Origin of the sequence: Crossiella sp. S99.2 (assembly GCF_023094165.1) — a bacterium.
GTDB lineage: Bacteria > Actinomycetota > Actinomycetes > Mycobacteriales > Pseudonocardiaceae > Crossiella.
Genome location: NZ_JALMDK010000007.1, coordinates 506375 through 526884, shown reverse-complemented (window position 1 = coordinate 526884; position 20510 = coordinate 506375). Strand labels below are relative to the sequence as shown.

General features: G+C 72.6%; 1 protein-coding gene. It reads right to left on the bottom strand.

Going from position 1 to position 20510, the window contains the following annotated elements; all coding sequences use genetic code 11:
• Positions 1–55: 55 nt before the first annotated feature.
• On the bottom strand, positions 56–20506 hold the full coding sequence (locus MZC64_RS28475; protein WP_247761685.1) for a type I polyketide synthase: 20451 nt from the start codon (positions 20504–20506) through the stop codon (positions 56–58).
• Positions 20507–20510 lie beyond the last annotated feature (4 nt).

The window sequence follows — 20510 nt, the reverse complement described above, 5'->3', positions numbered from 1 at the left end:
GCCGTCCTTCACTCTGCTACCTCGCCAACGCGGAAACGCGCAGTGTTTCGTGCTGTCACGGCTTTTCCCACTCGTTGTCCAGCAGGTCGAACAGCTCCTCATCCGTGGCCGCCTCGAAGTCGACCTCGCCGTTGTCGCCGCCGCTCTTGGCGCTCCAGCCGGCCAGCAGCAGGTCGAGTTTGCCGCTGATCTGCTGGCGGAGGCCGTCGTCGGTGGCCAGGGCGGCGAGTTCGGCGCCGAGTTTGTCGAGTTGGCGCAACACCTCCGTGGCCGGGTCGGTTTCGGCGGGAGCCAGGAGTGGGAGCAGGTAGTCGGCGAGGACCTCCGGGGTGGGGTGGTCGAACAGGAGGGAGACCGGGAGGCGGCGGCCCAACGCCGCGCCCAGGCGGTTGCGGAGTTCGACTGTGGTGAGGGAGTCGAAGCCGAGTTCCTGGAAGCGGCGGTCGCGGGCGACGGCGGACGGGTCGGCGTGGCCGAGGACGGCGGCGGCCTGGTCGCGGACCAGGTCGACGACGACTTCGTGGCGTTGGGTCACCGGGGCTTCGGCGAGTGTGGCCAGGAAGTCGGCTGCCGGGTCGCCGATGGCGCCGCGCTGGTCGGAGGTGCGGACCAGGGCGCGGAGCAGTGGAGGGACCTGGCCGGAGGAGCGGATGGAGGCCAGGTCCAGGCGGAGTGGGACGGGAACGGCTTCGGGGCCGGACGGGAGGCCGTCGAAGAGGGCCATGCCTTCCTCGGCGGACAGTGGCAGGACGCCGAGGCGGCGCATTCTGGCGGCTTCGGCGGTGCTGACCATGCCGTCGTCCAGGGACCAGGGGCCCCAGGCGATGGAGGTGGCCGGCAGGCCCTGGGCGCGGCGGTGCTGGGCGAGGGCGTCGATGAAGCTGTTGGCGGCGGCGTAGCTGGCCTGGCCGCCGTTGCCAAAGACGCCCGCGACCGAGGAGAACAGCACGAACGCGGTCAGGTCCAGGTGCTGGGTCAGCTCGTGCAGGTGCCAGGCGGCGTCGACCTTGGGGCGCAGCACCGGGGTGAGCGCGTCGGGGGTGAGGCCGGTGATCACGCCGTCGTCGAGCACACCGGCGGCGTGCACCACGGCCTGGATCGAGTGCTCGGCGGGTACCGCGGCCAGGGCTGCCGCGATGGCGTCGCGGTCGCCGACGTCGCAGGCCCGGAGTTCGGCTGTGGCGCCGTGGGTGGCGAGTTCGGCGGCCAATTCCGTTGCGCCCGTTGCCGATGCGCCGCTGCGGCTGAGCAGGAGCAGGTGGCGGATGCCGTGCCGGGCGACCAGGTGCCGGGCCACGACCTTGCCCAGGCCGCCGGTGCCGCCGGTGATGACCACGGTGCGGTCCGGGTCCCACTTGGTGCCGGTGTCCTGCTGGACCGGCAGCCGGTGCAGCCGCGCGGCCAGGGTGCGGCTGCCGCGGACGAGCACCTGCGGCTCCTCCTCCAGCAGCGCCAGGGCGGATTCGGGGATGTCGTCCTGGTCCAGGTCGAGCAGGCCGAAGCGGCCAGGCTGCTCGTGCTGGGCCGAGCGGATCAGGCCCCAGATCGCCGCGCCGCCAACGTCTTCCGGTTCGGCGCCGATGGCCTTGCGGGTGACCAGGACCAGGCGGGAGGCGGCGAAACGCTCCTCGGCCAGCCATCGCTGCACCACGGCCAGGGTCTCGCCGAGCCGGTCGTGTGCGGCGGCGGCCAGGTCGCCGGTGGTGGCGTTGCAGCGCAACAGGACCAGCGGGGGTGGGGTGTCGAGTTCGTCGAGTGAGGTGATCTCGGCCCAGTCCGGGAGCAGCGCGGTGGTGTGTGCCGGGGTCCAGGCCAGGTGGAACAGGGTGTCCTGGGCGCGGTCGGCGGCGGCGAGCTGTTCGGTGGAGACCGGGCGGACCCGGAGGGTGTCCACTGTGGCCACTGGTTGACCGTCCACATCGGACGCGTGCAGGGTGAGGCCCTGTTCGGTGCGGGTCAGCTTGACCCGCAAGGCGTTGGCGCCGGTGCGGTGCACGGTGACGCCCTCCCAGGTGTGCGGGACAGCAGCCTCGCCGGTGCCCGCGGCAGCGACCATGGCCGCGTGCAGGGCCGCGTCCAGCAGGGCCGGGTGCAGACCGAAAGACGTTGCCTGGTCAGCGAAATCGGCGTGCAGGGCGACCTCGGCGTACAGCTCCTCCTCGTGCCGCCACAGGGCGCGCAGGCCGCGGAAGGCCGGGCCGTAGCCGAAACCGGCGTCGGTGAGCGCGTCGTAGCAGCCGGTCAGGTCGACCGCCTCGGCACCGGCCGGGGGCCAGGCTTCGGTGAGTTCGGTCGGCCGGGCCACCTGGTCGTCAAGGGCGCCGCTGGCGTTGAGGGTCCACTGTTCGTCCTCGCCCTCGGGGCGGGAGTGGATGGTGACCTCGCGTTCGCCAGTGTCGGTGGCCTCGCCGACCCGGACCTGGACCTGCACCGCGCCCTCGGCGGGCAGCAGCAGCGGGGCGGACAGGGTCAGGTCGACCAGCCTGCCGCAGCCGATCCGGTTGCCCGCCCAGATGGCCAGCTCGGCCAATCCCGTGCCGGGGAACAGGACCCGGCCGAGCACCGCGTGATCGGCCAGCCAGGGCTGGGTGCGCAGGGAAAGCCTGCTGGCGAACAACGCGCCGCGGCCGTCGGCGAACTCGGCGACCGCGCCGAGCAGTGGGTGGGCCGATTCGGCCAGGCCGAACGCGCGCACCTCTCCCAACCGGTTGGTAGGCGCCTGGCTTGCCTGCGGCCAGTAGCGCTCGTGCTGGAAGGCGTAGGTCGGCAGGTCTACCAGGTTCGCGCCGGGGAACAGTTCCGGCCAGCGCACGGTCCGGCCCCAGCAGTGCAGGGCGGACAGCGCGGTCAGGCTGGCGGTGATCTCGTCCAGGTCGGCGCCGCCGGTGGCGACCACCAGACCGGCCTGGTCACCGCCCTGTTCCAGGTTCTCCAGCAGGGCCGACTTGAGTCCGGCGCGCGGGCCGAGTTCCAGGAAGACCTGGCTACCGGCCGCACGCAGGGCGGCCACGGTGTCGGCGAAGCGGACGGTCTGGCGGACGTGCCGCACCCAGAAGTCCGGATCGCCCAGCTCCTCCGCGCCAACACGGGTGCCGGTCAGCGCGGAAACCAACGGGATGGTCGGTTCGCTGACGGTGATGCCGTCAATGGCGGCCGCGAACTCGGCCAGCATCGGCTCCATCAGCGGCGAGTGGAAGGCGTGACTGACGGTGAGGCGTTTGGTGTCCCGGCCTTGCGTGGCAAGGGTTTCCGCGATGGCCAGCACCGCGTCCTCGGCGCCGGCCAGGACCAGTGAGCCGGGGGCGTTGACCGCGGCGACCGACACCTGATCGGTGAGCAGCGGCAGCACCTCGGCCTCGGTGGCCCGGACCGCGATCATCACGCCACCGACCGGCAGGTTGGCCATCAGCCGGGCCCGCGCACTGACCAGCGTGCAGGCGTCGGACAGCGAGACCGCGCCGCTGACGTGCGCGGCGGCCAGTTCACCGATCGAGTGCCCGGCGAGGTAGTCGGGCCGAGCGCCCCAGGACTCGAACAGGCGGAACAGCGCGACCTCGAAGGCGAACAGGGCAGGCTGGGTCCACCGGGTGTCGTTGAGCGCGGCCGGGTCCTCGCCCCAGATCACCTCCCGCAGCTCGTCCCACTTGGGCAAACTCGTACGCCCACTTGGGCCAACCGGGCGTACGAGTTGGGCAAACTCGGCGAGCACCGCGTCAAAGGCGGCGGCGAAGGCCGGGTAGCGGGCGTGCAGGTCGCGGCCCATGCCGAGGCGTTGGGAGCCCTGGCCGGAGAAGACGAAGGCGGTGCGGCCACCGGCGGGTGAGCCGAGGACCAGGGCCGGGTCGGTCTTGCCCTCGGCGAGTGCGGTGAGCGCGGCGCGGGCGGTGGACAGGTCGGCCGGGTCGGCCAGTACCGCGGCGCGGTGCCGGAACGCCGAGCGGCCGGTGGCCAGGGAGAAGCCGAGGTCGACCGGGTTGACCTCGCCGGTGCGGAGCTGGGCGAGCAGGCGGCCGGCCTGGGCTCGCAGGGCGTGCTCGCCACGGGCGGAGAGCAGCCACGGGACCACACCGGTTTCCGCGCGCTTACCGACCGGTCGGTCGGGGGCTTGTTCGAGGACCACGTGCGCGTTGGTGCCGCTGATGCCGAAGGAGGACACCGCGCCGCGCCGGGGCCGGTCGACCTGCGGCCAGGGGGTGGTTTCGGCGAGCAGTTCGATCTGGCCTTCGGTCCAGTCGACCTCGGTGGAGGGGGTGTCCAGGTTGACCGTGGGCGGCAGTTCGCCGTGCTGGATGGCCAGCACCATCTTGATCACACCGGCGACGCCCGCGGCGGCCTGGGTGTGGCCCAGGTTGGATTTGACCGAGCCGAGCAGCAGCGGGGTGTCGCGGTCCTGGCCGTAGGTGGCGAGCAGGGCCTGGGCTTCGATCGGGTCGCCCAGGGTGGTGCCGGTGCCGTGGCCTTCGACCGCGTCAACGTCCGAAGTGGACAGTCCGGCGCTGGCCAGTGCCTGGCGGATGACGCGTTGCTGGGACGGGCCGTTGGGGGCAGTGAGGCCGTTGCTGGCGCCGTCGGAGTTGATCGCCGAGCCCTTGACCACGGCCAGGATCTGGTGGCCGTTGCGCTGGGCGTCGGAGAGCCGTTCGAGCACGAGCATGCCGACGCCTTCGGCCCAGGCCACGCCGTCGGCGTTGTCGGAGTAGGACTTGCACCGGCCGTCCGGGGCGAGCCCGTTCTGCCGGGTGAACTCCACGAACGCGCCCGGGGTGGCCAGCACGGTCGCGCCACCGGCCAGCACCAGCGAGCACTCCCCCGCCCGCAGCGCCTGGGCGGCCCAGTGCAGGGCGACCAGCGAGGAGGAGCAGGCGGTGTCGACGGTGACCGCGGGGCCTTCCAGGCCGAGGATGTAGGAGATCCGGCCGGAGGCGACGCTGGGTGCGTTGCCGCTGCCGCGGAAGCCCTCGAACTCATCGGCGGTGAGCATGCTGCCGTAGTCGGCGTACATGATCCCGGCGAAGACACCGGTGTCGCTGCCGCGCAGGGCGGCTGGGTCGATCCCGGCTCGTTCCAGGGCTTCCCAGCTGGCTTCCAGGAGCAGGCGGTGCTGGGCGTCGGTGGCCAGGGCCTCGCGCGGGCTCATACCGAAGAACTCGGCGTCGAACCCGGCCACGTCGGCCATGAACCCGCCGCGCCCGGTGATCGAGGCACCGGCGGCACCGGCTTCCTGGCCGATGAGCGAGTCCAGGTCCCAGCCGCGGTCCCGGGGGAAGTCCGAGGTGGCGTCCCTGCCGGCGCTGAGCAGCTTCCACAGGTCTTCGGGTGAGTTGACGCCGCCGGGGAAGCGGCAGCCGATGCCGACGATCGCGATGGGTTCGTCGTTGGCGGCGGTGGTGCGGGTCTTGGTGGCGGGGGCGTCGGCTGCGCCGAGCAGTTCGTCGAGGAGGTGCCGGGTGAGCACGGTGGCCGACGGGTAGTCGAAGACCAGCGTGGCGGGCAGGCGCAGGCCGAGTTCGGCGGTGAGCTGGTTGCGCAGTTCGACCGCGGTGAGCGAGTCGAAGCCGAGTTCGGCGAAGGAGCGGTCCGGGTCGATCAGGTGCGCGCCGTCGTGCGCGAGCACCGCGGCGACCCTGGTGCGGACCATCTCCTCCAGGACCTCGTGGCGGTCGGCCGGGCTGAGCTTGCCGAGGCGTTCGATCAGGCCGGTGGCGGTGGCCGACGCCTTTGCGGTGCGCCGGTTGTTGCGGCGCGGGGTGACCAGGTGGTGCAGGACCGGCGGGAGCTGGTCCTGGGCGCGCAGGGCGGCCAGGTTGAGGCGGACCGGCAGCAGCACCGGCTCGTCCCTGGTGAGCGCGGCGTCGAAGAGGCCGAGGGCCTGGTCCACCGGCAGCAGCGGCAGTCCGGTCTGTTCCAGGCGGTCCCGTTCGGCGGTGGACAGCCTTGCGGTCATGCCGGTTTCCGGTGCCCAGCCGCCCCAGCCGAGCGCGATGGCAGGCAGGCCGTTCGCGTGGCGGTGGCGGGCCAGGGCGTCGACGAAGGCGTTGGCCGCCGCGTAGTTGCCCTGTCCGGCCGCGCCCATGGTCCCGGCGAGGGAAGAGAAGAGCACGAACGCGGTGAGGTCGCGGTCCTGGGTGGCTTCGTGCAGGTGCCAGGCAGCCTCGGCCTTGGCGCCGAGGGCCTTGGCCAGGCGGTCCGGGGTGAGTGAGTCGATCACGCCGTCGTCGAGCACACCGGCGCAGTGCACCACCGCGGTGAGGTCGGCGATGTCGTTGACCAGGGCGGTGATCGCGGTCCGGTCGGAGACGTCGCAGGCGACCAGGCGGGCGGTGGCGCCGAGTTCGGTGAGTTCGGCGAGCAGGTCGGCCGCGCCGGGGGTGTCCGGGCCGCGGCGGCTGGCCAGGACCAGGCTGCGCACGCCGTGGGTGTCGGCCAGGCGGCGGGCGATCAGGCGGCCGAGGCCGTCCACGCCGCCGGTGACCAGCACGGTGCCGTCCCAACCGATCGGTCGGGGCTCGGGCTTCGGTGCTCTGGCCAGGCGTCCGGCCAGGATGTCGGTGCCGCGGACCACGAGTTGGGGTTCGTCGGAGGTGAGGGCGGCGGCGGGCGGGGTGTCGGTCTGGTCGAGGTCGATCAGGCGGAACAGGCCGGGGTGTTCGGACTGCGCGCTGCGCACCAGGCCCCACACCGCGGCGGCGGCCGGATCGACGCCCGTGGTCGCGCCGCGGGTCACGATGATCAGCGGCTCGGCGGCGGCGGAGTGCTGCTGGAGCAGGGCGAGGGCCTCGGTGGTGAGGGTCAGCGCAGAGCCGGGCAGCTCGCCGGGGGTGCCGGTGAACTCGACCACGGTGGTGCTGTTTTCCTGCTGTGGTGCGGTATTCGCGGGGATCGGGGTCCAGTCCAAGGTGAACAGCGAGTCGCCCAGGTTGACGCCCTCGGCCGGGTCGGCCTCCCTGGTGAGCAGGGCCTCGACGGTGACCACGGGCAGGCCGTCGGTGTCGACCGCGTGGATGGTGACGGCGTCGGGGTTGTGCGCGCTGGGGGCCAGCCGGGCGCGCAGCTGCTGGGCGCCGGAGGCGTGCAGGCGGACGCGTTCCCAGGAGAACGGCAGCCGGGGTCGGCCGCCTTCGCCGGCGGCGATGAGGGCGTGCAGGGTGGCGTCGAGCAGGGCCGGGTGCAGGCCGTAGCCGGCCTGGCTGTCCTCGGCCAGGGTGACCTCGGCGAACAGTTCGGTGCCGCGCTGCCAGAGTGCGGTCAGGCCCTGGAAGGCCGGGCCGTAGGCGAAGCCGCGGCGGGCGAATTCCTCGTAGCAGTCGGCCAGATCAACTGGGTGGCTGCCTTCGGGCGGCCAGACCGTGGTGTCGAAGTCGGTGGCGTCAGTGGCGGGTGCGGGGGCGAGCAGGCCGCTGGCGTGCCGGGTCCACGGTTCGTCCTCGGTGTCGGCCGGGCGGGAGTGGATGGTGATCGGCCGGTTGCCGCGATCATCCTGCGCGCCAACGACTACCTGCAGGTTGACCGCGCCGTCGGCGGGCACCGGCAGGGCGGCGGCCATGGTGAGTTCCTCGACCAGGTCGCAGCCGACCAGGTCACCGGCGCGGAAGGCGAGTTCGACAAAACCCGCGCCGGGGAACAGGATCCGGTCGTTCACCTGGTGATCGGGCAGCCACGGGTGCGCGACCGGCGACAGGCGGCCGCTGAGCAGCACCTCGCCGGTGGCGGCCAGTCCGGTGCTCGCCGCGAGCAGCGGGTGCCGGGTGACCTCCAGGCCAAGTGCGGTGGCCTCGCCGCGGCCGGGGCCGGGCGCGGGCCAGTAGCGGCGGTGCTGGAACGGGTAGGTGGGCAGGTCGACCACGGAGCCACCGGCCAGCAACCTGGTCCAGTCGATCCGGGCGCCGCCGACGTGCAGGGCGGCCAGGCCGCGCAGCACGGCTTCCTCTTCGTCGGTGTCCGGCCGCAGCACCGGGGCGGCGACCGAACCTGTTGGCAGCACGTCACTCGCGGCGGCGGAGAGCTGGCCGTCGGGGCCGAGTTCGAGCACCGCGCGCACGCCGAGTTCGCCGAGGGTGCTGACGGCGTCGGCGAAGCGTACGCAGCCGCGGACCTGCTCGGCCCAGTAGCCGGGGGTGCGCAGTTCCTCGGCTTCGGCGAGTTTGCCGGTCAGGGTGGAGATGACCGGGATTGTCGCTTCGCCGAAGGAGATTCCGTCGATGGCGGCGGTGAACTCGGCGAGCATCGGGTCCATCAGCGGGGAGTGGAAGGCGTGGCTGACGGCCAGCTTCCGGGTCCGGTGGCCCGCTTCGGCGAGCTGGTCGGCGAGTGCGGTGACCGCCTCGGCCGCGCCGGAGAGGACCACGCTGTCCGGGCGGTTGATCGCGGCGATGGCCACCTGGTCGGTGAGCAGCGGGCGGACCTCGGCCTCGGGGGCCTGTACGGCGATCATGACGCCGCCCGCGGGCAGGTTGGCCATCAGCTGGGCGCGGGCGCTGACCAGGGTGCAGGCGTCGGACAGCGAGAGGATGCCGCTGACGTGCGCTGCGGCGATCTCGCCAATGGAGTGCCCGACCAGGTAGTCGGGCCGCTGGCCCCAGGATTCGACCAGTCGGTAGGTGGCGACTTCCAGGGCGAACAGGGCGGGCTGGGCCCAGCGGGTGTCGTTGAGGGCGTCGGCGTCCTCGCCCCACATCACCTCGCGCAGATCGTCCCACTTGGGCAAACTCGTACGCCCACTTGGGCCAACCGGGCGTACGAGTTGGGCAAACTCGGCGATGGCCGCGTCCAGGGCCTCGGCGAACACCGGGAACCGCTGGTACAGCTCGCGGCCCATGCCGAGGCGTTGCGAGCCCTGGCCGGAGAAGACGTAGGCGGTGCGGCCGTCTTCGGTGGCCACGCCGCGGGCCAGTTCGACGCCGTCGAGGAGCACGGCGCGGTGGTCGAACAGGGCCCTGGTGGTGGCCAGGGAGTAGGCGATGTCGGCCGGGTTGCCGTCCAGGACGCGGGTTTGGTCGAGCACGGCGTCCAGGGCGGGGGCGGACTGGGCGGAGACCAGCCACGGGACCTTGTGCGCCGGGGTTTCGTTGGCGCGCTTGGGTTTGACCGGGGGCTGCTCCAGGATCACGTGGGCGTTGGTGCCGCTGATGCCGAAGGAGGAGACGCCGACCCGGCGGGGGCGGTTGACCTCGGGCCAGGTGGTTTGCTCAGTGAGCAGTTCGACCTCGCCCGCGGTCCAGTCGACCTTGGTGGAGGCGGTGTCGGCGTGCAGGGTGCGTGGCAGCACACCGTGATCCATGGCCTGGATCATCTTGATCATACCCGCGACGCCGGCCGCGGCCTGGGTGTGGCCCAGGTTGGACTTGATCGAGCCGAGCAGCAGCGGGCGGCCCTCGGGGCGGTCCTGGCCGTAGGTGGCGAGCAGGGCCTGGGCTTCGATCGGGTCGCCGAGCGGGGTGCCGGTGCCGTGGCCTTCGACCGCGTCGACGTCCGAAGTGGACAGTCCGGCGGCGGAGAGCGCCTGGTGGATGACGCGTTGCTGGGACGGGCCATTGGGGGCGGTGAGGCCGTTGCTGGCGCCGTCGGAGTTGACCGCGGATCCCTTGAGCACTGCCAGGATCCGGTGGCCGTTGCGCTGGGCGTCGGAGAGCCGTTCGAGCACGAGCATGCCGACGCCTTCGGACCAGCCGACGCCGTCCGCGCCCTCGCCGTATGCCTTGCAGCGGCCGTCCTCGGAGAGTCCGCCCTGGCGGGAGAACTCCAGGAACGCGCCGGGGGTGGACATCACGGTGACGCCACCGGCCACCGCGATGGTGGCTTCCCCGGTCCGCAGCGCCTGGGCGGCCAGGTGCACCGCGACCAGGGAGGAAGAACACGCGGTGTCGATCGTGACCGCGGGGCCTTCCAGGCCGAGGGCGTAGGCGACCCGGCCGGAGGCGATGCTGGCCGCGCTGCCGTTGCCGCGGAAGCCGTCGAACTCGGGGCCTTCCAGGAGCATCGCGTAGTCGTTGTACATCACGCCGGTGAACACGCCGGTCCGGCTGCCGCGCAACGAACTCGGGTCGACGCCCGCGCGTTCCAGGGCCTCCCAGGTGACTTCCAGGAGCAGGCGCTGCTGGACGTCGGTGGTGACCGCCTCGCGCGGGCTGATGCCGAAGAAGTCGGCGTCGAATTGTGCTGCCTGCAACAGGAATCCGCCGTTGCGGGTGTAGCTGGTGCCGGGGTGTTCGCGGTCCGGGTGGTAGAGGCGGCCGACGTCCCAGCCGCGGTCGGGCGGGAACTCGGAGACCGCGTCCACACCGTGAGTGACCAGGTGCCACAGGTCTTCCGGCGAGTTGACCCCGCCCGGGTAGCGGCAGCTCATGCCGACCACCGCGATCGGATCCCCGGCGACCGCGCGGACCTGGGTGGTCTGCACCGGCCGGTCCGCGCCGACCCCGAGTTCGCCCAACAGGTAGTCGGCGATGGCGGCGGCGGAGGGGTGGTCGAAGGCCAGGGTGGCGGGCAGTTTGAGGCCGGTGTCGGCGCCGAGCTGGTTGCGCAGTTCGACCGCGGCCAGGGAGTCCAGGCCGAGGTCCTGCAGGGCGCGCTGGGGCTTGATGGAGGCGCCGCTGTCGTGGCCGAGCACCCCGGCGATCCGCCCGCGCACCAGGTCTTCCAGCAGGACCCGGCGTTCGTCCTTGCCCAGTCCGGCGAGCTTGGCGGCCAGGCCGCCGTTGACCCGCTGCTGACCGCGCGCGGCCCGCTTGCCGGGGCGGATCAGGCCGCGGAACACCGCGGGGATCTCGCCCCTGGACCGGATCGCGGCCAGGTCGAACAGGATCGGCGCGACCGAGGGTTCGTCGATGGCCAGCGCGAGGTCGAACAGCGCGAGACCGTCCACAGTGGACATGAGTGGGGTGCCGGTGCGGGCCAGGCGGGCCCGGTCGGCCTCGGCCAGACGGCTTGCCATCCCGGCTGAAGCCCAGCCGCCCCAGGCCATGGAGCGGGCGGGCAGGCCGAGGGTGTGCCGGTGGGCGGCGAGGGCGTCCAGGAAGGCGTTGGCCGCGGCGTAGTTGGCCTGGCCCGGCGCGCCGAGCAGGCCACCGGCCGAGGAGAACAGCACAAACGCGGCCAGGTCGCGGTCGCGGGTGGCTTCGTGCAGGTGCCAGGCGGCGTCGACCTTGGGTCGCAACACAGTTGCCAGGCGTTCGGGGGTGAGCGCGGGGATCAACGCGTCGTCGAGCACGCCAGCGGAGTGCACGACTCCGGTGAGATCGGCGATGCCGTTGGCCAGGTCGGTGACGGCCTGCTGGTCGGACAGGTCGCAGGCGACGACCTCGACCGGGATGCCGAGTTCCTCGACCAGTTCGGTCACACCCTCGGCGGCCGCGCCACGTCGACTGGCCAGGACCAGGCGGGCCACGCCCTGCTCGGCCAGGTGCTTCGCGATGACCGCGCCGAGTCCGCTGGTACCGCCAGTGATCAGTACCGAACCCTCGGTGGGCCAGGCGAACGGTTCTTCGGCGGGGGTGATCCGGGTCAGGCGGGCGGCATGCAGGACGCCGTCGCGCAGGGCCAGCTGGGGTTCGGCCGGGTCGAGGGCACCGGTGGGCAGGTCGGCGGGGGTGAGGTCGCCTGCCGGGACGGTGCTGTCCAGGTCGAGCAGGCCGAAGGCGTCCGGGCTTTCGGCTTGAGCGGAGCGGACCAGGCCCCAGACTGCCGCGGCGGCTGGGTTTTCGCCGGTGGTCGCGCCGCGGGTGAGGAAGACCAGGCGGGGGCCGCCGCCGGCGATTCGCTGTTGCAGCAGGGCGAGTACGCGGGCGGTCTCGGTGTGCGCGTCCTGACGCGGGTCATCGCCGGTGGTGATCTGGACCAGCGTGGCGTCCAGGTCATTGTCCACTGTGGACGTGACCGGGATCCAGCCCAGCGAGTACAGCGAGTCCGCACGCGACCGGGTCGCCGCGGCGGCGCGTTCGCGCATCCGCAGGGCGGACACGGTCAGCACCGGCTCACCGGCCGGGTCGGCGGCCTCGATGGTCAGCGCGCCGGCCTCGGGCTGGCTGACCCGCACCCGCAGCGAGGTCGCCCCCGTCGCGTGCAGGGTCACGCCGTCCCACTGGAACGGCAGCGTGTCCGGGTTGCCGCCGGCCGCGCCGACCAGGGTGGTGTGCAGGCTGGCATCGAGCAGCGCCGGGTGCAGGGTGAAGCCGTCGGCCTCGGTGACCAGGGCGACCTCGGCGTACAGGTCGCCGTTGTGCCGCCACAGGGCGTGCAGGCGCTGGAAGGCCGGGCCGTAGTGGAAACCGTGGGTGGCGAACTCGTCGTAGCAACCGGCGAGGTCAACGGGTTCGGCGTTGGTGGGCGGCCACACGGTGGCGTCGAAGCCAAGCTGGACTGGGGTTTCCTCGGTGCTGAGCAGGCCGCTGGCGTGCAGGATCCAGTCGCCATCCAGGCCGTCACCGCGGGAGTGGATGGTGACGCGACGGCGTCCGGCCTCCTCGGGCTCGACGAGCACCTGGACGGTCACCGCGCCCGCGCTGGGCAGGATGAGCGGGGCGGCCAGGGTGAGGTCGGCCAGCTGGGCGCAGCCGAGTTCGTCGCCCGCGCGCAACGCGAGTTCGACAAATCCGGCCCCGGCAAAGAGAACCTGGTCACCGACCGTGTGGTCGGCGAGCCAGGGGTGGGCGTCCAGGGACAGGCGGCCGGTGAGCATCAGCGCGCCGGTGTCGGCGATGGTGACCGCGCCGCCGAGCAGCGGGTGGTCGGTGGAGCTGAGGCCGACCGAGGCGGCATCGCCGGTGGCGCGGAAGGGCGCGGGCCAGAATTCGGTCTGGTCGAAGGCGTAGGTGGGCAGGTCGACCCGGTGTGCACCGGGGTAGCAGCCGGTCCAGTCCACCGGGGCGCCGGCCACGTTGGCCAGGGCCAGTGAGCGGTAGACCCGGTCCAGGCCGCCGTCATCCCGGCGCAGCGTGGGCACGACCACCGCGGTGCTGCCGGTGTCGTCGATGGTGCCGGAGATGCCGGGGACCAGCACCGGGTGCGGGCTGACCTCGATGAACAGGCCGCGGCCCTGGCGGAGCAGGGTGCGCACGGCGGGCTCGAACTGGACGGTCTCGCGCATGTTGCGGAACCAGTACTCGGCGGTCAGCCCGGCCGGGTCGATCCACTCCCCCGTGACCGTGGACAGCATCGGCACTTCGAGGGAGGTGCGCGGTTGCAGGTCGGCGAGGGCAGTCAGCACGCGGTCATGCACGCGGTCGAACATTGCCGAGTGGGCCGGGAAGTCACCGGCGACCGAGCCGACCCGGATGCCGTCGGCCTCCAGGATGGCGCGGAGTTCGTCGAGTGCGGCGTATTCGCCGGAGACCACGGTGGCGTTGGGGCCGTTGACCGCGGCGATGCCCAGGCGGTCGGCGAAGTCGGCCAGGCGGGGCTGCACCTGGGCGAGCGGCAGGGCGACCGCGATCATGGAGCCCTGGCCGCAGAGTTCCTCGGCGATGGCCTTGCTGCGCACCGAGATCACCAGTGCACCGTCCTCAAGGGACAGTGCACCCGCGATGCAGGCGGCGGCGACCTCGCCCTGGGAGTGGCCGAGCACGGCGGAGGGGCGGACGCCGTGTGCCCGCCAGAGTTCGGCGAGGGAGACGCTGACCGCCCACATGGTCGGCTGGGCCACGTCAATCCGGTCCAGGCCGGGTGCGTCTGGATTGCCGCGCAAGACGTCGAGCACGGAGAAGTCCAGGTGCGGGGCCAGTGCGGCGGCGCAGCGGGCCATGGCTTCGGCGAAGACCGGCGACTGCTCCAGCAGCTGCGCGCCCATGCCGGTCCAGTAGGCGCCCTGGCCGGGGAAGGCGAAGGCGATGGCACGCCCGGCATCCGGGGCCTCGCCGATGATCGGTCCGGTCTCACCCGCGGCGAGGGCGCGGAGTCCGGCGAGGAGTTCTTCGGTGTCCGAGCCGATCACGACCGCGCGGTGCGGCAGGGTGGCGCGACCGGCGGCCAGGGACAGGCCGACGTCGGCCGGGTGCAGCCCAGTCACGGCCTCGGTCAGGCGTTCGGCCAGGGCGCGCACGCTGTTCTTAGTCTGGCCGGAGAGCACCCAGGGCAGCACACCTTCGTGCTGGGTGGGCGCGGGTTCCGGGGCTGGCGGCGGCTCTTCGAGGACGACGTGCGCGTTGGTGCCGCTGATGCCGAAGGAGGACACCGCGGCCCGGCGCGGCCGATCCAGTTGCGGCCACGGGGTTTCCGCGGCCAGCAGCTCGACCTCGCCGGCCTGCCAGTCCACGTGTGAGGACGGGGTTTCCAGGTGCAGGGTCTTCGGCAGCAGGCCGTGCCGCATGGCCATGACCATCTTGATGATCCCGGCGACGCCGGCGGCGGCCTGGGTGTGGCCCAGGTTGGACTTGATCGAGCCGAGGAACAGCGGCTCTTCCCGGTCCTGGCCGTAGGTGGCGACCACCGCTTCGGCCTCGATCGGGTCACCGAGCGGGGTGCCGGTGCCGTGGCCCTCGACCACGTCAACGTCCGAAGTGGACAGTCCGGCGCTGGCGAGCGCGGCCCGGATGACTCGTTGCTGGGCGGGGCCGTTGGGGGCGCTCATGCCGTTGGAGGCGCCGTCGGAGTTGACTGCGGAGCCCTTGATCAGGCCGAGTACCTGGTGGCCGTTGCGGCGGGCGTCGGAAAGGCGTTCCAGTACCAGCATGCCGACGCCTTCGGACCAGGCCACGCCGTCGGCGGTGTCGGAGTAGGAGCGGCAGCGGCCGTCCGGGGACAGCCCGCCCTGCCGGGAGAACTCCACGAACGCGCCGGGGGTGGCCATGATCGCCACGCCACCGGCCAGGGCCAGCTCGCATTCGCCGTTGCGCAGGGCCTGTCCGGCCAGGTGCACCGCGACCAGGGAGGAGGAGCAGGCGGTGTCGACGGTGAGGGTCGGCCCTTCCAGGCCGAAGGTGTAGGCGACCCGGCCGGAGGCGATGGCCGCGGAGCCGCCGTTGCCGCGGAAGCCCTCGAACTCGTCCGCGCCGAGCAGGGTGGCGTAGTCGGTGTACATCACCCCGGCGAAGACCGCGGTGGCGCTGCCGCGCAAGGAGGTCGGGTCCATCCCGGCCCGTTCCAGGGCCTCCCAGGTGGCTTCCAGCAGCAGGCGTTGCTGGGCGTCGGTGGACAGGGCCTCGCGTGGGCTCATCCGGAACAACTCGGCGTCGAACTTGCCCGCGTCGTGCAGGAAGCCGCCGTGCCGGACGTAGGAGGTGCCGGGCAGGTCGGAGTCGCGGCCGAACAGCGCGGCCATGTCCCAGCCGCGGTTGTCCGGGAACTCGCTGATCGCGTCGACACCGTCGTGCACCACGCGCCACAGGTCATCCGGCGAGCCGACGCCGCCGGGGTAGCGGCAGCTCATGCCCACGATGGCGATCGGCTCGTCGGCACGGACCACAGTGGACGGTCGCTGCGGGGTGGGGGTGACGGCCCCGCCGAGCAGTTCGCCGAGCAGGTACTCGGTGAGCTTGAGCGCGTTGGGGTGGTCGAAGACCAGGGTGGCGGGCAGCCGGATTCCGGTGTCGCCGCCGAGGCGGTTGCGGAGTTCGACGGCGGTGAGCGAGTCGAAGCCGAGGTCGTTGAAGTTGCGCGAGGGGTCGAGGGCGACGTCCTCGCCGTGGCCGAGCACACCGGCGACCGCGGTCAGGGTGAGCTTGAGCAAGGCCGAGGAACGCTCGGCCTCGGGCAGTGCGGCCAGTCGTCCGGCCAGCTCGCCCGCGGCTCCCGCGGCTGCTCCGGCGGCGCGGCGGGAGGAGGTACGGATCAAGGCGCGCAACAGGTGTGGCGGCCTGCCGAGGGATCGCAGGGTGGCGAGGTCGAGGCGGGCGGGCATGAGCACCGGGCGGTGGTCGGCCAGGGAGGCGTCGAACAGGGCCAGGCCCTGCTCGTCGGTGAGTGCGGGCATGCCACCGCGGGCGGCGCGCTTCTGGTCGACGTCGGAACGTCCGGCGGTGATGCCGGTTTCCGAGGCCCAGACACCCCAGGCCAGGGACACCGCGGGCAGGCCGAGGCCGTGCCGGTGCCGGGCGAGCGCGTCGAGGTAGGCGTTGGCGGCGGAGTAGTTGCCTTGCCCGGCCGAACCCACGGTGCCCGCGGCGGAGGAGAACAGCACGAACGCGGTGAGGTCGCGGTCGCGGGTCAGCTCGTGCAGGTGCCAGGCGGCATCGGCCTTGGCGCGCAAGGCATTTGCCAGGCGTTCGGGGGTCTGCGATTCGATCAGGCCGTCGTCGACCACACCGGCGGCGTGCACCACCGCGGTCAGTTCCGGCAGCTGGGCAACAAGATCGGCCACGGCGGCGCGGTCGGAGACATCGCAGGCCAAAACCCGGACCGCGGCACCGAGTTCGGTCAGTTCGGCGATGGCTGCAGCGGCTTCGGGCGCGCTGGGTCCACGGCGGCTGACCAGGACCAGGTCGCGCACGCCGCGCTGGGTGACCAGGTGGGTGGCGAGCAGACGGCCCAGGCCACCGAGACCGCCGGTGATCAGCACCGTGCCGGTCTCGGACCACAGCGCGGGCTGTTCGGGGATGCCGACCCGGTTGAGGCGAGCGCCGGAGAGCTGGTTGTCCCGCACGGTGAGCTGGGGTTCGTCCGAGCCGAGGGCCTGGGCGAGGGTCTCGCCGGTGGATTCCTCGTCCAGGTCGATCAGGGTGAACCGGCCAGGCTGTTCGGACTGGGCGGCACGCACCAGGCCCCATACCGCGGCGGCGGCCAGGTCCTGGCCGGTGACCGCGCCGTGGGTGACGAAGATGAGCCGGGTTTCCGCGCTCGCGGTCAGGCACTGCTGGATCAGGTCCAGGGCCTGGCTGGTGAGTTCGAGGGCGGAGGCGGGTTCGTCGGTGCCTACCAGGCTGACCACCGCGCTGTCCCCGGCCTCGGCCACCGAATCGGCGACCCGGACTTCGACCGCGCCCGCAAGGCGGTTGCGGAGTTCGAGGACGTCCGCACCGACGATGGTGACCGGTTCGCCCGAGGCGGTCGCGGTGACCGGGGACCAGTCCAGCTCGAACAGCGAGTTGCGGTCCAGGGCAGGGCCCGCGGTGTCGGCGGTGGGCAGGGTGCGCATGAGCAGCGCGTCCACCGAGATCACCGGGTCGCCCGCGGTGTCGGTGGCCTGGATGCGCATGGTCGCGCCGCCGGAGTGGCTGATCCGCACCCGCAGCACCGCGGCGCCGGCGGCGTGCAGGGTGACGCCCTGCCAGGAGAACGGCATCTGGCCGGGGGCCTCAACTCCGTGGCCCAGCACGGAAGAAGCCTGTACGGCGGCGTCGAGCAGGGCGGGGTGCAGGCCGAATGCCTCGGCCTCGCGGGCCTGCGGCAGGGCGACCTCGGCGAAGACCTCGCCCGGTCGCTTCCAGACCGCGCGCACGCCGCGGAACTCGGGGCCGTAGTCGAAGCCGCGTTCGGTGAACCAGGGGTAGAACACCGCCATGTCAACGGGTTCCGCGCCTTCTGGCGGCCAGGTCGGGTCGACGGGTTCGGCGGTGTGGCCGGTACTGGCGAGCAGACCGCTGGCGTGCAGGGTCCACGGCTCGTCGACCGAGTTCTCCGGGCGGGAGTGGATGGCGATCTCGCGCTGGCCTGCGTTGTCCGAGCCGACCGAGACCTGGAGCTGCACCGCGCCGCGGTCGGGCAGCATCAGCGGGGTGACCATGGTCAGCTCTTCGACCCGGTCACAGCCCACGCCGTCGCCGGCTCGCCCGGCCAGTTCGAGGAAAGCGGTGCCGGGGAACAGGGTTCGCGCGGAGACCACGTGGTCGGCCAGCCAGGGCTGGGTGTTGACCGAGACCCGTCCGGTGAAGACCACGCCGCTGTCGTCGGCCATGCTGACCAGGGCGGCGAGCAGCGGGTGCCCGACGGCTTCCTGGCCGAGGCCGCTGGCGTCGCCGCCGTCCTCGCGGCAGATCACCCAGTACGGCTTGCGCTGGAACGGGTAGGTGGGCAGGTCGACCGGGGAACCGTTGGCGCACCAGGGTGTCCAGTCCACCGGGGCGCCGGTGACGTAGAGCGCGGCGAGTCCGGCGAGGGCGCTGTCCACCTCGGGGCGGTCGCGCCGCAGCACCGGAGCGGCGGCCAGGGTGGGCGCGATCTCGGTGACCGCGGCGCACAGGCGACCGTCCGGCCCGAGTTCGGCCAGGCGAGCAGTGCCTACTGCGGCAAGGGTTTCGATGGCGTCGGCGAAGCGGACCGGCTCGCGGACCTGGCGCACCCAGTAGCCGGGGCTGCCGAAGTCGGGGACCGGGCCGACGGTGGAGATGACCGGGATTTCCGCCTTGCCCACGGTGATCCCGACGATGGCTTCGGCGAACTCGGCCAGCATCGGTTCCATCAGCGGCGAGTGGAAGGCGTGGCTGGTACGCAGCCGCCTGCTCCGCTCGAACCGCGCGGCCAGCCGCTCCACGGCCTCCTCGGTGCCGGAGACCACGGTGGCGTTGGGGCCGTTGACCGCGGCGATACCAACATGTTCGTCCAGCAGTGGCAGGACTTCAGCCTCGGGCACCGGCAGTGAGGCCATCGCGCCACCGGCGGGCAGCGCCTGCATCAGGCGCGCGCGGGCCGAGACCACCTTGCAGGCATCCGACAGCGACAGGATCCCGGCCACATGCGCCGCGGCCAGCTCGCCAATCGAGTGCCCGACAACACGATCCGGGCGCACACCCCAGGACTCCAGGAGCCGGAACAGCGAAACCTCAAGGGCGAACAGGGCGGGCTGGGCGTTGCCGGTCTCGTCCAGGGCGGCGGCGTCCTCGCCCCACATGACCTCGCGGACACCCTCGCCCAGTTCGGCGATGATCGCGTCGAAAGCTGCGGCGAAGGCCGGGAACTGTTGGTACAGCTCGTGTCCCATGCCCAGGCGCTGCGAGCCCTGGCCGGAGAAGACATACGCGGTGCCGCCGCCGGTGACCGATCCCCTGGCCAGTTCCCGGCCGTTGAGGATCACGGCCCGGTGGTCGAACTTGGCCCTGGTGGCCAGCAAGGAAAAACCGATGTCGGCCGGGTCGCCGGACAGGTCGCGGAGCTGGTCGATCCGGGCGTCCAGACCCTCCAGCGACCGCGCGCTGACCACCCACGGCACCGGCAGCTCCGAGACCACCGGCTCGGCGGCTTCGGGGGTGTCCTCGGGCGGCGGGGCCTGCTCGATGATCACGTGCGCGTTGGTGCCGCTGATGCCGAAGGAGGACACGCCCGCACGCCGCGGCCGGTCGGTTTCGGGCCAGCTGCGGGATTCGGTGACGAGCTGGACCTGCCCGTCGCCCCAGTCCACCTGGGTGGTCGGCGCGTCCACGTGCAGGGTCGCCGGGACCACGCCGTGCTCGATGGCCAGGGCCATCTTGATGATGCCCGCGACGCCCGCACCGGCCTGGGTGTGGCCGATATTGGACTTCACCGACCCCAGCAGCAGCGGACGGTCGGCCGGGCGGCCCTGGCCGTAGACCGCCAGCAGCGCGTCGGCCTCGATCGGGTCCCCGAGCGTCGTGCCGGTGCCGTGCCCGTCAACGGCGTCCACCATTTCCGGGGTCAGCTGGGCGCTTTCCAGCGCGGCCTGGATGACCCGTTGCTGGGACGGGCCGTTCGGTGCGGTGAGCGAGCTGCTGGCGCCGTCGGAGTTGACCGCGGAACCACGCACCACGGCCAAAATCTTGCGGCCGTTGCGCTGGGCGTCGGCGAGGCGTTCCAGCAGCAGCACCCCGCCGCCCTCGCCCCAGCCCACCCCGTCGGCGGCGTCGGCGAAGGACTTGCAGCGCCCGTCCACGGCCAGGCCGCGCTGCCGGGAGAACTCCACGAACAGCCCGGAGTTGGGCAGCACGGTCGCGCCACCCACCAGGGCCAGCTTGGCCTCGCCACTGCGCAGCGCCTGCGCGGCCAGGTGCAGCGCGACCAGCGAGGAGGAGCACGCGGTGTCCACGGTCAGCGCGGGCCCGCGCAGCCCCAGCAGGTAGGAGACCCGGCCGGAGATGACGCTGGCCGCGGTGCCGGTGGCGAGCTGACCCTCGACCTCCTCCGGCGGAGTGCCGCGGATGCCGTAGCCCATGCTGATGCCGCCGACGAAGACCGCGGTGTCACTGCCGCGCAGGCCGTGCGGGTCCAGCCGGGCCCGTTCCACCGCCTCCCAGCACAGCTCCAGGACCAGGCGTTGCTGCGGGTCCATGGCCAGGGCTTCGCGCGGGCTGATGCCGAAGAAGTCGGCGTCGAACCCGCTGGCGCCCTCCAGGAACGCCGCCTCGCGCACATAACTGGTACCGGCGTGGTCGGGGTCGTCGTGGAAGAACCCGTCCAGTTCCCAGCCGCGGTCGGTGGGGAACTCGCCGACGGTGTCCCGCTCGTCGACGAGCACCTGCCACAGCTGCTCCGGCGTCTCGATCCCGCCGGCGAACCGGCAGGACATGCCCACGATCGCGATCGGCTCGCTGTCCTGGGCCTCCACGTCGCGCAACCGCTGCCGGGTGCGCCGAAGGTCCGCGGTGACCAGCTTGAGATAGTCCCGGAGCTTGTCCTCGGTACCGGTCATGTGC

Excerpts from the sequence above, each read along its gene's own strand:
- MZC64_RS28475 (WP_247761685.1), bottom strand. The coding sequence starts at position 20,506 with ATGACCGGTACCGAGGACAAGCTCCGGGACTATCTCAAGCTGGTCACC.